We start from the raw sequence: 13,427 nt of genomic DNA on the forward strand, positions 1-13,427 counted from the left end.
AATCAACTGTTTTTTCGTAAGGGTAACATTACATTTGGATTTACATGAATATATTTATAACGATATTCAAATTCGTTTCAAGCTTTTTTCTAAAAAAAAAAAACTATTTGTCTCTCATCAAATAAGGAATTCAATGTGCATAGTAGCATGCATGTTTATAAAGGTATTTTGCAAAAAAGTGAAAACAAGTGACACTAAACATCCACTGGCTTATTTATTCTTTTGTTAAAAACTTAGGGCCTAGCATTCCTGTGAGGATGGATGATAATAATTTTATTTGTAAAAAAGAAGGGAGGGATAAAATTTGATAGATTGTGTAAGCCGTCAACATCATGTATCATTCCTTTCTATTTGGTACATGTATCATACAAACTTAATCTGTATTCTATATGGAGCTAATCTAGAGTTATAGTAAAGATTTTCAGTACCTAGTTATTGAATCCAAAAAAAAGAATCGATTTGATTCTCTCTATTTTTGTTCACTAGACTTATATAGTTTTCTTTTATTTACACTTGTGTATTTATTTAAGTACGATGCTGATTTCAATTTTTGTTTTTTCTCTTTTATGCGTCTATTATTCGAATAAGGGGCCATCCACAGTTGTACATCTAATAAAGAAAGAATGATGTCTGCTTCCAGTGACATCTTAATTACCTCCCTCTGTCTTGTTATGTATATAACCTATCTCATGCATCTGGAGCTGATTTGAAATACATGTAGTTTTCTTGTGAAGTTTTTATATTATTTCTAATACGTCTCCACATCAACTCCAGATTGGAAGGTTATAATGACTACAAGAGGTGATATTATGAAGAACTATCACATTCTGGTGGTAGAAGATGATCAAGAAATACAAGAATTAATCAAACAATTTTTAATGACACAACAGTATAAAGTTATAGTTGCATCAGATGGATTAGAGGGCATGAAACAATTTAATAAGCAATCCTTCGATTTAATTCTTCTAGATGTGATGATGCCAAACCTGAATGGATTTGAAGTTGCCAAAATGATTCGAAGTCATTCAAATATACCAATTATTATGCTAACTGCGCTAGAAGAGGAACAAGATCAAATGAAAGGATTTGATCTTGGAATCGATGATTATATTACGAAACCTTTTTCTTTTCATGTTTTGATGAGACGAGTCGAAGCAGTACTGAGAAGAAGTAATAATCAAGGTACGGATAATCATTTTGTATTTAGAGAACTACATGTTGATGGCGATGCATATAAAGTATATGTAAATAAAGTTGAAGTTCCCTTAACGACAAAAGAATTTGAAATTTTGCAACTACTACTTCAAAATGAAAAAAAGGTACTCACAAGAGAAAATATCGTAGAAAAAATTTGGGGATATGAGTATGCCGGAGACACACGAATGATTGATACGCATATGAAAAACATACGAAAAAAATTAGATATACCCTATATTAAAACAGTAAAGGGCATTGGTTATAAAATCGATGAATAGGATTGTAAAAATCATGAAGATGAAGAAAATTACCTATAAACTCTTTATGACTACATCCCTCATTTTGTTAGCCTTTGCAACCTTGATTTATGTAACTTTATACTTCTTTCTCCCTAAATTTTATGAGCAATACAAAACAGATCAGCTTCAAACGGGAATCGAAGAAATAATTGATAAATCTAAAGATCTTACGCTTCAAAATGCAACACCACTTGTTGATGAATACGCACAAAAAAATAATGCAATGATATACCTTCAAGATAATGAGGGAAGGCTTATTTATTATCCTTTTCTTCAAAGTACTATTCAAGGGAGTACTACTCAGGGGGCTACTCCAGCAAAAGGTTTTGTTACAACAGTACCAATAAAGGGTTTGAATCAATCTCGTAATTCATATGAGGTTACCAAGCCAATACAATTCCAAGATGTTAACTTAACGCTTGTAGTGTTCGCAACATTTCAACCGATCGATGAAGCTTCACAGGTCTTGATACTTTTTCTACCCTATATTAGTATCATTGTACTGGTCATTGGTTTAGGAAGTGCTTATCTCTATTCAAGGTTTATTACTAAACCACTTATTTATATTAATGAAGGTGCACAAAAGATGGCAAACTTGGATTTCTCCGAAAAAATTGAGGTTCGTTCTATGGATGAATTAGGGGAATTATCTAATAGCTTGAATGATATGTCCATAAATTTACAACAGGCAATTTTTGATTTACAAAAAGCGAATCAGCAATTGAAAAGTGATATTGAAAAAGAAAGAGAAATAGAAACAAAGCGAAGGGAATTCTTTGCTATTGTAGCACATGAATTAAAAACTCCTCTTACTGTTATGAAAGGATACTCAGAAGGAATGATCTATAATATCGGCCCTTATCAAAATCGTGACCAATATTTAAAGAAAAATTATCAAATAATTGAAAGTCTAGAACAATTGGTTCGCGAGATTTTAAGTATGTCAAAATTAGAACAACATACCTTTAAACTTCAATTGGCAGAAGTAAATCTTTCAAAATCAATAGATAAAATTACAAAAAATCTCGAATTTTTTGCTTCTCAAAAAAGCATTCAGATAAAAAAAGAGGTCGACTCTGACATTTTTGTTTATACGGATTGTGTTCTTTTAGAAAAAGCTTGTAAAAACATCATTCATAATGCGATTATGTATTCACCATATAACGAAAAAGTCTATATACAGTTAACAAAGAATTCTAAACACAACAACATCCAAATGCGAGTTATCAATACAGGTGTCAAAATAAAAGAAGAAGATATACAACATATTTTCAAACCATTTTATCGAATCGAAAAGTCAAGAAATCGAAATACGGGAGGGAGTGGATTAGGGTTATATATTGTAAAACAAATTTTCGAATCCCTTTTTATCACGTATTCTATGAGTAATACAAAGCAAGGCGTGCAATTTTTGATTACCATTCCATTGTCCATAAAATAAATAACAAAAAAGTCTCAATCTTATTTCCCCTTATAGAAATAAGATTGAGATTTTTCATATAGGATATCGTCACACCGATAAAAAAATGTTATCTTTTCCAATGATTTCTCAGAAAAAATAAAGTTCTTTTATTTTAGGGGATATTTTGTATTGTTAGCCTAATAGCTATATTGCGGTCCCTTATTATAAGAATCCTGCAACTGAACATAACAAAAATATAAACAAAAAAATTATTTAAAGTATAATTTACATTGAAATATTTTATTGTTGATGACTGACAGTATCATTATACAGCTTATTTAGAAGGGGCTTGTACATTTCGAAGAAGTTCTTCAATAAGTTTTGTTTTTTCATTCACCTTTTTGGCATATGTGAAATCACCATAGCAATATGGATACCTAAAATTATTTTTATTTCCACCACAAGTGTACATCTCTGGATTTTGATCAACTTTCATCTTAGAAAACTTTTTGGCCGAATCTTCCGAGTGTTGTTTAACTTCTTGACTAGCAATAAAATCAATATACCCTGGCCCCATATTATAACTTTGAATAATTGTATCCATGCTAACATCTTTTTCCGTTCCATATTTGTACATTTTAGCAAAGTGTTTTACCCCTTGTTTAATGCTTAAGCTTGTCTCTTGAATTTCATTTGGCTTTAATCCAAGTGACTCAGAAGACTGCATAGGGTCGTTGCCCTCACCTCTACTCTCTTGGTACATAATTCCTAACAAAACTGCAGTTTTCCCTCCTAAATCATATTTTTCTAATTCTTTTTTCAAGGTGGGCTCATATTGCAATAAACGTTTTTCGGTCGCAAGCGCTTTATTTTGTTGAATATTGGTTTTATGATTAAGGTATAATATTCCAAGCATTATTCCTAAACCTAAAATACTAATAAAGGATAATATAATAATTTGTATTTTACTCGTATTCTTCATATATTCCTCCTCGTATAAGAAATTCTATTTTTCAAAGGTAATTGGTTATTCACAAAATATGTAATGTTCATCTATCTCCCGCCCCTTTTTAGACTCAAACCTCAATACTTTAAGGTTTAAAGTTTATTATAAAAATTTAAAGATAAAGTAAAGATAAGATAAAGATAAGATAAAGATAAGATAAAGGGCATTTTTTAGCGTACTTTAAAAAGGTATTGGTACAAACAAATATGTGGGACAACTTGTTGATATGAATGGATATAGTGATAATCGAGAGGTTATCTTACAAGTCATTAATTATGGAGATATTATTCCAGAAGAAGATTTCCCCTGTCTTTTTAATATACTTTATATAAAAAACTACAGAATAAAATATAAGAAAAAACGGCGAACCCTTCACGCAGGGGAATCCGCCGTCACAAATAACTGATTATTTCACACCTTTTTTATCTGAGTGATATACACGTAGGAATGCTTCTTTACGAAGATTCTTTTGTACAATAAATTCGAACTCCTTTTCTTTACCTTCCTTATCAAAACCTTCGTTATGCCTCATGTATAGTAAAAGGCATCGAAACCATTCATGTCCCATATAAAAAAGCGAAGTCTTCGACCAATCTTCGCTTTTTCAACGTATAATGAATTACAGGAATTATTGATAAACGCAAAAAATTTAATTTCCCCAAACATAAATCTTTTATATTTTAGCTAACTTTGCAAAAGAATTTTAAAAAATATAACTAATTATTGATTCACCGCTTTGGCTACAAGTGCTGCGTATGCTTCTGCACCTACTTTGGTTAAATGCACACCGTCAGGTGCAAAGTAGTCTTTCTTTCCAGCACTTGCTGCATACCAATCAACTAGAGTTACATTCGGATATTCAGATGCCGTTACTTTCAGTCTCTCATTCACGATTGATTCCCACGGACGTGGTACTCTCGTATTAATAAATATGATTTTACGTTCGTTTCCAATTACTTTTATTAATGAAACAAGTTGCTCAGTAGTAAAGGCTCCATTTGTACCTAATCCAATAATGACATAGTTTCCTAAATTCCCTTCATATTTTAACTGTTCAACTACCGGAATCGCTTTTGACAGCTGGCGACCAATTTGCGCATCAATCCTAATATCAGAAAAAGTATTTTTTAAATACGGAGTAATATCAATCATAACGGAATCGCCTATCGCAGTAACTGTGAGTGAACTTTTAGGTTGCGCAGAATTTACTTCTCTTGATTCCCCTTGTTTTTGAGGCGTCTCTTGATTTGGATTTTCCCAAACTGCAACTGGATGTGGCGCCGGTTGTGTTTGTGCTACTTCCACCTTATCTTGTTGAGAATTCTCCTTAGCCTTACTAGCTTTTGATAATCCTACGACTGCTATTGACGAAAAGAATAATGAACAAACTAAAGCTAACTTAACACCTAAAGTGACATTTTGAAGTCTTAAGTTCTTAAACTGAATGTTCCGGAGCGCACCTTGTCGGATTGGTTTTTCGATAAACTTCCATGAAATTTGCGCGATCAATATTATTAAAAGAAATTGAAGGATTGCTCTTATTATTGAAAAATCCCCCGTATTTACTTTTGGAGTCGTTAATGTGAGAATTGGATAATGCCAGAGATATATGCCATACGATATTACCCCTACCCAACGTAAAGGTCTAAATCGTAAAAATTGAGCAATGCGACTAGCTGGATGAGCTAGATTTGCCACTAACAATGCTGTTGCAATTGATAAGAGAACCATTCCTCCCTTGTATAGAAATGGATCATATTGATTGGTCTTCCAAAACATAACCAAAATAATAATAAGAGCAATGCCCCCCACTATATCAAGGATGAAACGCGCCTTCGGGATAATTTTATTAGCAAGCCTATTGCTTGGCCAAACTAAAGCAAGTACCGCTCCGATAAGTAAGGAAAAGGCCCTCGTATCTGTACCATAATATATTCTGCTCGGATCAACTCCAGGTTCATACAAAATTGCCATTGCCAAAGCTGAAGCAAATGCTCCTAGACAAATCAATAAAATCATACGAGATTGTTTTTTTATGTAGTAAAGTCCTAAACTAATAATAAACGGCCAGACAACATAGAATTGTTCCTCGACTGCTAACGACCAAAAATGATTTAATGGAGAAATCTGGTTAAAATTATCAAAGTACGATAATTTATGATAAATATACCACCAGTTACTAACATAAAATAATGCCGCTAATGAATCTCCACGCATTTTTTCAAGTAAAGAGCTATGAAAAATCGTAATCCATGCCAATGTTATAACGAGCATAACAAGCATTCCTGGAAGCAATCTTCTTGCCCTACTAAGCCAGAACTTTTTCAAATCAATTCTCTTATTTCTCTTCCACTCCATGGCTAGAATATCTGTAATTAAATAACCTGAAAGTACAAAAAATACTGTAACTCCTAAAAACCCTCCAGGCATCCAATTAAAATTAATATGATACAAAATAACACCTAGTATAGCTAGACCCCTTAGACTGTCCAACCCTACCATATAACGACTATTTTTTTTAAAAGGTTTAGTCATCCTACATTCACCTCTATTTCTTGGAAACTAGGTAAATAATAACGTCATAAAATGCTATTAATTTCCTAAAATCGTATAAGCTAAACCATTACAAACATCATTCTGTAAGGCTTTTTTTGATATTTACATGCACAGCAATACATACTTTATCACGTTATCTGGCTCTGTTGTGCAAATTTTTATAGTAGGTGTTTTTCCTCTTCCTAAAAAAGAGGAATTTGCCCAATCAAAAATTTATATACCGTGTGTCTTAAAGTAAAATTTTGATACGTTTTTACAGACATATCAAGGACTGTGACATTTTGAATATAATCGATAATGCACATGTAAAGGATTTTATATATAAAAACATTATAAAAAAAGGGATATGTATAATTACATATTTCTCTTACTGATAAAGCGTCTCCATTTTAAAAAAATCCTCATTAATATTTTAAATTTCTTTGTTAGCTTGATAGCGTAATGGTATAGCAAACAAACCATTATCGTATCGGAAACATTTCCTTCAAATCAATTATGTTTTTGTTATGGATATCAAAACCAAGACGTTACTAATCTAAACATACGAAAATGGGATTACTCTTCTTGTTGTACACACCATAATCGGGAGATTTCCGCAAGTATCAATTGGAAGAATGAAGCGATAAGGCTTCTAACCACAATAACTATGGTGATAACCTACTAATAAGTGAGAATTCGATTGAGCCCCTTACTTATTAATTGTCCTCGTCTATACGAGATAACAGTGGGAGTAGTTCAATAAGGGGATAATCTTGATAAAGTAAAATTACTGGGAGTAAAGAAGGGGATTTTCGTGTTTATAAGAACAACAAAAAGAACTTGTAGGAATCTCTACAAGTTCTTTTCGTTTAAGGTGAATATACGAGATACACAAACTATCTTGAAAATTTATCATAAATACTACAGGGGTAATGCTTTGACAAGTATATTATATAACAAATATTAACATCCAAAGGTTTTAATTTCGAAAATTATGTGAATTAAGAAAAAGTATCTTGTTTTATGATTTTACCGCTAAATTATTTATAAAACTTTCTATAGAATTTGCTTGGAATATACGGAAATACGGAGATTGAATATCGTAATGTTTGTCAGTAATGATAAGGATTGAAGGGAAAAATTTAGAAGCTTTCGGTTGCCAATATTCATTATGCCATTCTTGGCTATGGAAGTATAATTCATATCTATTTATCTTATCTTGCATTATCTTTTTACTGTACACTGACCTTTGAACTTCAATAAAGAATGGCGACCTACGCCATATAGTAAAAGCATCCGGCTCCATATATTCCTTCCCATACTTTGGTTCCACTTTAAATAACTTAGGATTTTCATAATGAACAAGTTGTTTGTATACGTCCACAATACCAAGGAAATGAGGAATTTTTTGACTCGTCTTTCTGATAGAACTAGGTTGCGGAAAATAAATGTATGGGTGTTGCAATACGTTAGCATCAACATGACCGTCTCTTCTTAATCGTTTCATAACGGTATTACAGCAGGTTATCGCATTCTTTAAGCCTTGAAAATGCAAGTCAATAATATCGTCTCGGGACATACATCTAAATTGCTTCAAATCATTCAGAATTCCTTTATCTCTACTCTTCATCATCTAACACCCCGAATAAAGGCATTTCTTTTTGCAGAGAGTTTTTAGATATTTTCTCCTCTTTAGCCATACGATATGATTCAACAATTTGTTTCGCTTTACTTAATGCCAAGTAAGGTGCTTGCACTTTCTTTAATCCATTTCTTTTAAAAATCATTTGGCCAGATTGCTCTAAATACTCTGAACCAGGAGTACCCATAATATTACTATTAATTACACTATCACATTTAAAGCCCATTCTTACAGTCATATTAAGTTTTAACTTACCATCTAACACCTTGGCATCTGGCCTCTGCATGCTAAGCAAAAGAAAAACTCCAAGTGATCGCCCGACTGCCGAAATCTTTTCAATCGTAGACATACACTCTTTTTCATCTTTAAGCATAGCCACTTCATCAATAGCAAGTAGGATATATGGCTTTTGATGATTTGGATTTAATTTGTTGTACGCATCAATATGATCAACTTCATATTCTTCCATAAGTTTTCTTCGTTCCCTAATTTCCTTCCATAACTTTTGAAGCATTATTTTCATTTCGATTTCTTCCATACAAACTTCTTTTACATGCTTCACTCTACGTAAAAAATGAAATTCAGAGTTTTTTAAATCACCAAGATACAAATGCAACGTATTAGGAGACATATATTGAATGAGTGTGGATAGTACAACACGTACCATACTACTTTTCCCACTTCCCGTTTCTCCTGCGATTAATAAGTGCGGTGAATTGGAACCAATCATGTCGTACGCAATCATTTTTCCGTATTGGTCCCTGCCGACCACAACAGGTAAACCGTAACCTTCTAATTGTGTCTGCCATTCTCTAAAACAATAAATATACGGCTTTAGCCCAGCATTCGAATGAAATACATGTAGGACAAACTTTTTCACATCCCCTTCAATTGTAATATTCCGTCCTAATATTTGCTGGAAACAAAACCACTTCTTTTCAATCTTCTGTGGATCTAATCCGTTTGGTATGGTGAATACATATCTCACGCTTTCTTTTGAAGAAGAAATATTATGTACCTTTGGATAAATAGGCACTTTTCCCCCGCGTGTTTGATGTTCCGTATATAAACCTGCTTTTCCGAACACCTCCATAAGCTGATTCCTTAACCTTTGCGTACGAAGCCACTCCTTTATAATCCTCATTACTCCCTTCCCTCCTTAAAACATGATTAAGATGCGAATAAATACATATCCAATCAGACATACTCCACCAATTCGCATACCGTGATAAATTCCTTCACTCACAAATTTAGCTGCGGATATATAGTCATTTCGCACCAAATACTTTTCTAACATGACTGCTCCGATTGAAATCGTTCCCATAACTCCTAATGCAATGTAAGTATGTAATACCTGATCCGACATATGAAGGAATGCGAAAGAACTTAATGAATTGTATTTACGTATTTTTTTTTCTTTATCTTTGTATGACCGATCCATAAACTCGCGAAAAGGAATTGTTTCTTTACTAGCACGCATTTAAATGCCCCCTTTATAAACAGAATTTAGAATGTAGATATTACATAGCTTCATCTACTTAATACCGTGGTAGTTTTACCTTGGTAGATATCTTGATAAATACTGTGGTAATCATTCGTAACTTACTTTGGTAACCTCGTATTCTTCTACCTTAATAAATAACGTGGTAGCTGCTTTGATACATCATATTGTAGACAGCTTGTACATTATGTAAAAAACTTTTTCCGTCTATGCGAATAGTTTTTTACATTTATGTCCACAATGTTGAAAATAGGTTCAGGAGGGATTTAAGTGTTTTGGAAATTCGGAGGTAAAAACCGAACGAAATTAGGTAATTTTTTAGATCGGAATGGCTTCACCCAAAATGATTTAGAAAAGACCGCGAAATTAAGTCGTCCTACAGTTTCAAAGGCGTGCAATGATAAAGAATACATACCTAGTCCAACTGTAATGAAAAAGATTTTAAAAGTTATTAGGCAAATAAAACCCAACGTTAAATCCACCGACTTTTGGGATATGTAAAAACTGGCTAACTAGAGTCAGTTTTATTTTTTTATAAAAAACCCTTTATAAAAGAACGTATATTCGCATATAATAAGAACGTACGTTCCTTTATTTAAGGGGGAATAAAGGTGTATGACTACTCAATATTGCCAAATCGAATTGTTTTATGTGTAGATCTTCGTAGCTTTTATGCAAGTGTGTCCTGTATCAAGATGGGCTTAAACCCACTTCATACCAAATTAGCTGTAGTAGGAGATGTAAACAGGAGTGGCTCCATTGTTTTAGCTGCAACACCACCACTAAAGGCATTAGGTGTTAAGAAAATGGCAAGATTGTACGAAATACAACGACGTAAAGACATTCTTGTGGTAAACCCAATTATGGGAACTTATATCAAATGCTCAAATTACATAACAAAATTAGCTTTACAATACGTTCCTATTGAAGATTTCCACCAATACAGCATCGATGAATTCTTCATGGATATTACAAATAGTATCCATCTATTTGCGAATGAGCCATATGAATTCGCGTTAAAATTCAAACGTGAAATATATGAGAAAACAAGAATTGAATGCACGATTGGGATTGGGCCTAATCCTTTAATGAGTAAGATCGCTTTAGATGTGGAAGCGAAGAAGACACAAGACTGCATCGCATATTGGAAGTACGAAGATGTACCCATAAAATTATGGCCGATACGACCACTTAGTAAGTTTTGGGGGATTTCAGGTAAAACAGAAGCAAAGTTAAATCGAAAAGGAATATATTCAATCGAAGATTTAGCGCAATACCCGCTCAAATACTTAAAACAAAGTTTTGGGGTTATTGGTGAGGAATTACACTTACATAGCAACGGCATTGATTTTAGCCGCATTGCAGAAAAATACATACCAGCAACAACTTCAATTGGTAAATGCCAAATACTCATGCGTGATTACACAATAGAAGAATTTCCGATTATCCTTCTGGAACATATCGAGGAAGTTTGTTATCGGATGAGAAGACAAAACAAACTAGCTCAAACAATCCATTTTTCCATTGGTTACAGTAAAAATTCCGCTGGTGGTTTCAGAAAAACTCACACTATGAACCGACCAACTAATTTAACAATGGATATCTATCATATTTGTACATATTTTTTACATAAGTTTTATACCGGGGAACCAATTAGATCTATCAATGTTTCTTTAATCAACTTAATCAATGAAGGTGAAGAACAAATATCTCTTTTTGACAATGTAATACAACGAGAAAAAGAAATGAAATTAACGAAGGTAATGGATGAAATACGCACTAAGTTTGGTAAGAACAGCACATTAAGAGGAATTTCTTATACAAATAGTGCTACAGCAAGATACAGAAACACATTGTTAGGAGGACACAAATCATGAACAACGCTAATATGCCAAAGGGAAGAGGAATGGTGAAATGGACGCCATTTGCTGCAATGACAGAACAATTTGATGGTATACGTGAGATTATAAAGGAACAGAATAAAGTAGCACGTCCAATCTTAACTTCTGAAGAAAAAGAACTTATCGAGAACATGTTATTATGCTCATTACTATCTGAAGAAGAGGTGTTGATTACATATTACGAAGATGGCTATTTGCTTACTAACTATATGACCGTAACTGATATTGATCCATTGAATTGTTCTATACTATGTACAGATGCTTTTTATAACAGAATTAATCTTAAATTCATGGATATTATTGATGTAAAATAAAAGAATTCCATGCTAAGTATAAATGTTAAATGTGATGATTGCGCTCCCCCTTTGAAATAAATGAATTCGAAGCTAAGAATATGAAACTATATTTTAAAGATATAATAATTGAAACTTGAGTCAAAAATATCTTATAGTAAAAGAGACCCCATTATAGAGTCTCTTTTGCTAGTATACTCATATGGAAGTATCTACTGTAGCATGAAAATAAAGTTGTTTGAAAATCTAAGTTTTATAGAAAACTAACTGTACAATAAGCAAAAGAATCCAATCCAAACGCATTTAAAATTCTTTGATCAAAGAGATAAAGCATCGCAACTTTGTTCAAAGCTTCGCTTCTTTCTTACAAACATCGTGGATTTATTTCAAACCCACAGAAAGAACATTATCAGAGAGGTTTTGATATAGATGTAAAACTACTATATTTCCAAAGAACGTGTATAAACTGTGACAAACAAAAGATATAGTGTTAATAGCAATAATATTAATACACAAGTAAAATACACGATAGAAATACGCTTTCTATTTTCTTTCCAATTACGTATACTGGAAATTATAAAACTTACTATCACCATGTAACAAACCCCTACCAAAAACACCAATACATACTCGTGAATAATAACACCACAAATTAAAAATATAACTGCTAATATTGCTAATAGAGAATGAACTACACGCAAAAATAACCTCTCCTTATCTCATTGGAAACATATTAATGTACTGTTAGTTTATTTAGCAAACAGATGGTTTCCAATTTGTGCAACGGTTTGACGTGTTGTAATCCATTTATCAGTCGATGTTTTGGGATTGTAGAAATAAAGCCAATCAGAATTTGTTCCTTTTGAAGTGAGAGCCTCTTCTACTGCCATTCTTGCTTCCTGTGTAGCAGGCTGATTAATTCTACCGTCTGTAACAGGAGTAAATGCATAACCATTTTTAATGGGTTCATAAATTACGTCTGTAATTGTATTTGGAAAACCATTTGCATTAGCCCGATTTAATACTACCTTTGCCACTGCAACCTTTCCTGCATGCGGTTCTCCTCCTGCTTCTGCATTTACTAAACGAGCCATTAAGTCCACTTCTTGTAATGAAATACCAGTATCAATCTTTAAGTGCTGACCGACAAAAATTTGACTTCCGTCTACGTTATTGTTTTGTTTAATAGACTGTATTGAAACCTTATATTGTTGTGATATAGAACTTAATGTATCCCCACTTTTCACTTGGTAAATTGCTTGATATGTATTAGTTGAAACTGTTGAATTATTTTTTTGAACATATTCGTTTGCAATTGACGATACCGGAATTATTAAACGTTCTCCAATATTAATTTGGTCATTTGCTTTGCTATTAGCTTGTTTAAGTAATTGTACGGACACCTCATATTGTTTACTTATTGCTTCTAGGGTATCGTTCTTTTGAACCGTATAAACCGTTGAAGCCGCAGCCCCTACTGGATTTGATACTATTGCAATCATTGCAGCAGATAATGGTAACCAGGTTTTCGCCTTACATAACTTCATTCAAAAAAGCCTCCTAAAAATTATTAAGTACCCTTAATATGTTTAAGCTAAAAACAAATCAAGCTATTTATAGCGTAACAAAACATTGAATTCAAGTCATTGAA

General features: G+C 32.8%; 12 protein-coding genes and 4 pseudogenes. 8 read left to right on the forward strand and 8 right to left on the reverse strand.

Annotation, left to right across the window (positions count from 1 at the left end; all coding sequences use genetic code 11):
• Window positions 1–469: 469 nt before the first annotated feature.
• Entirely contained in the window at window positions 470–646 is a 177-nt protein-coding gene (locus ABH961_RS22500; RefSeq protein ID WP_176523396.1) for a hypothetical protein, read from the reverse strand.
• 163 nt (window positions 647–809) lie between these two features.
• On the opposite strand from ABH961_RS22500, the gene ABH961_RS22505 reads away from it, so the two are divergent.
• Together ABH961_RS22505 and ABH961_RS22510 are read left to right on the forward strand one after the other, a co-directional pair.
• Window positions 810–1,475 carry a response regulator transcription factor gene (locus tag ABH961_RS22505; RefSeq protein WP_098069272.1) on the forward strand — a complete coding sequence of 222 codons (666 nt, stop codon included), beginning with the start codon at window positions 810–812 and terminating at the stop codon, window positions 1,473–1,475.
• A 13-nt stretch (window positions 1,476–1,488) separates the two neighbouring features.
• The gene (locus ABH961_RS22510) at window positions 1,489–2,937 is read left to right on the forward strand and encodes a HAMP domain-containing sensor histidine kinase (RefSeq protein ID WP_404520062.1); all 1,449 of its coding nucleotides are present in this window, start codon (window positions 1,489–1,491) and stop codon (window positions 2,935–2,937) included.
• 295 nt (window positions 2,938–3,232) lie between these two features.
• Here ABH961_RS22510 and ABH961_RS22515 read toward each other — a convergent pair whose 3' ends face one another.
• Window positions 3,233–3,880, reverse strand: coding sequence for a lysozyme family protein (locus ABH961_RS22515; protein WP_098090885.1), 648 nt, complete (start codon window positions 3,878–3,880; stop codon window positions 3,233–3,235).
• 229 nt (window positions 3,881–4,109) lie between these two features.
• Here ABH961_RS22515 and ABH961_RS22520 point away from each other — a divergent pair.
• Window positions 4,110–4,232, forward strand: a pseudogene (locus ABH961_RS22520) (vancomycin resistance histidine kinase VanS); the annotation flags it as partial.
• A gap of 84 nt (window positions 4,233–4,316) precedes the next feature.
• Here ABH961_RS22520 and ABH961_RS22525 read toward each other — a convergent pair.
• Window positions 4,317–4,421: pseudogene (locus ABH961_RS22525) on the reverse strand (DUF1093 domain-containing protein); the annotation flags it as partial.
• Between ABH961_RS22525 and ABH961_RS22530 the strand changes: the two are divergent.
• Window positions 4,412–4,592 (forward strand): annotated as a pseudogene (locus tag ABH961_RS22530) (hypothetical protein); the annotation flags it as partial. The pseudogenes ABH961_RS22525 and ABH961_RS22530 overlap by 10 nt on opposite strands.
• Window positions 4,593–4,624: 32 nt before the next feature.
• Here ABH961_RS22530 and ABH961_RS22535 read toward each other — a convergent pair.
• A complete protein-coding gene (locus ABH961_RS22535) occupies window positions 4,625–6,439 on the reverse strand; it encodes an acyltransferase family protein (protein WP_404520064.1) in 1,815 nt (604 codons plus the stop codon).
• Window positions 6,440–6,902: 463 nt separating this feature from the next.
• On the opposite strand from ABH961_RS22535, the pseudogene ABH961_RS22540 reads away from it, so the two are divergent.
• A pseudogene (locus ABH961_RS22540) lies at window positions 6,903–7,124 on the forward strand (zinc ribbon domain-containing protein); the annotation flags it as partial.
• A gap of 336 nt (window positions 7,125–7,460) precedes the next feature.
• Here the strand turns inward: ABH961_RS22540 and ABH961_RS22545 are convergent.
• The 3 genes from ABH961_RS22545 to ABH961_RS22555 are packed head-to-tail and all read right to left on the reverse strand — an operon-like array spanning window position 7,461 to window position 9,561.
• Window positions 7,461–8,036 (reverse strand): replication-relaxation family protein, encoded by a 576-nt coding sequence (locus ABH961_RS22545; RefSeq protein ID WP_098069290.1) that lies wholly within the window; start codon window positions 8,034–8,036, stop codon window positions 7,461–7,463.
• 22 nt (window positions 8,037–8,058) lie between these two features.
• The gene (locus tag ABH961_RS22550) at window positions 8,059–9,225 is read right to left on the reverse strand and encodes an FtsK/SpoIIIE domain-containing protein (RefSeq protein ID WP_098122711.1); all 1,167 of its coding nucleotides are present in this window, start codon (window positions 9,223–9,225) and stop codon (window positions 8,059–8,061) included.
• 15 nt (window positions 9,226–9,240) lie between these two features.
• On the reverse strand, window positions 9,241–9,561 hold the full coding sequence (locus ABH961_RS22555; protein ID WP_098090890.1) for a hypothetical protein: 321 nt from the start codon (window positions 9,559–9,561) through the stop codon (window positions 9,241–9,243).
• A gap of 291 nt (window positions 9,562–9,852) precedes the next feature.
• Between ABH961_RS22555 and ABH961_RS22560 the strand changes: the two genes are divergently transcribed.
• The 3 genes from ABH961_RS22560 to ABH961_RS22570 all read left to right on the forward strand — a co-directional run bounded on the left by ABH961_RS22560 (window position 9,853) and on the right by ABH961_RS22570 (window position 11,797).
• The gene (locus ABH961_RS22560; RefSeq protein ID WP_000498616.1) at window positions 9,853–10,083 is read left to right on the forward strand and encodes a helix-turn-helix domain-containing protein; all 231 of its coding nucleotides are present in this window, start codon (window positions 9,853–9,855) and stop codon (window positions 10,081–10,083) included.
• A 110-nt stretch (window positions 10,084–10,193) separates the two neighbouring features.
• On the forward strand, window positions 10,194–11,459 hold the full coding sequence (locus tag ABH961_RS22565; protein WP_404520065.1) for a Y-family DNA polymerase: 1,266 nt from the start codon (window positions 10,194–10,196) through the stop codon (window positions 11,457–11,459).
• Window positions 11,456–11,797: a YolD-like family protein gene (locus ABH961_RS22570; RefSeq protein WP_098090893.1), complete on the forward strand. Its 342-nt coding sequence runs from the start codon at window positions 11,456–11,458 to the stop codon at window positions 11,795–11,797. Before ABH961_RS22565 ends, ABH961_RS22570 begins: the two co-directional genes overlap by 4 nt.
• 728 nt (window positions 11,798–12,525) lie before the next feature.
• On the opposite strand, the gene ABH961_RS22575 is transcribed toward ABH961_RS22570, so the two are convergent.
• Window positions 12,526–13,323, reverse strand: a complete 798-nt coding sequence (locus ABH961_RS22575) for a cell wall hydrolase (protein ID WP_098122713.1) — start codon at window positions 13,321–13,323, stop codon at window positions 12,526–12,528.
• Between the last annotated feature and the right edge of the window lie 104 nt (window positions 13,324–13,427).

The sequence above is a fragment of the Bacillus sp. RC251 genome (assembly GCF_044908765.1).
Classification (GTDB): domain Bacteria; phylum Bacillota; class Bacilli; order Bacillales; family Bacillaceae_G; genus Bacillus_A; species Bacillus_A wiedmannii.

Bases quoted from the DNA above. Each gene is read 5' to 3' on its own strand.
- ABH961_RS22500 (WP_176523396.1), bottom strand. From the start codon at position 646: ATGTCACTGGAAGCAGACATCATTCTTTCTTTATTAGATGTACAACTG.
- ABH961_RS22505 (WP_098069272.1), top strand. From the start codon at position 810: ATGAAGAACTATCACATTCTGGTGGTAGAAGATGATCAAGAAATACAA.
- ABH961_RS22510 (WP_404520062.1), top strand. From the start codon at position 1,489: ATGAAGATGAAGAAAATTACCTATAAACTCTTTATGACTACATCCCTC.
- ABH961_RS22515 (WP_098090885.1), bottom strand. From the start codon at position 3,880: ATGAAGAATACGAGTAAAATACAAATTATTATATTATCCTTTATTAGT.
- ABH961_RS22535 (WP_404520064.1), bottom strand. From the start codon at position 6,439: ATGACTAAACCTTTTAAAAAAAATAGTCGTTATATGGTAGGGTTGGAC.
- ABH961_RS22550 (WP_098122711.1), bottom strand. From the start codon at position 9,225: ATGAGGATTATAAAGGAGTGGCTTCGTACGCAAAGGTTAAGGAATCAG.
- ABH961_RS22555 (WP_098090890.1), bottom strand. From the start codon at position 9,561: ATGCGTGCTAGTAAAGAAACAATTCCTTTTCGCGAGTTTATGGATCGG.
- ABH961_RS22570 (WP_098090893.1), top strand. From the start codon at position 11,456: ATGAACAACGCTAATATGCCAAAGGGAAGAGGAATGGTGAAATGGACG.
- ABH961_RS22575 (WP_098122713.1), bottom strand. From the start codon at position 13,323: ATGAAGTTATGTAAGGCGAAAACCTGGTTACCATTATCTGCTGCAATG.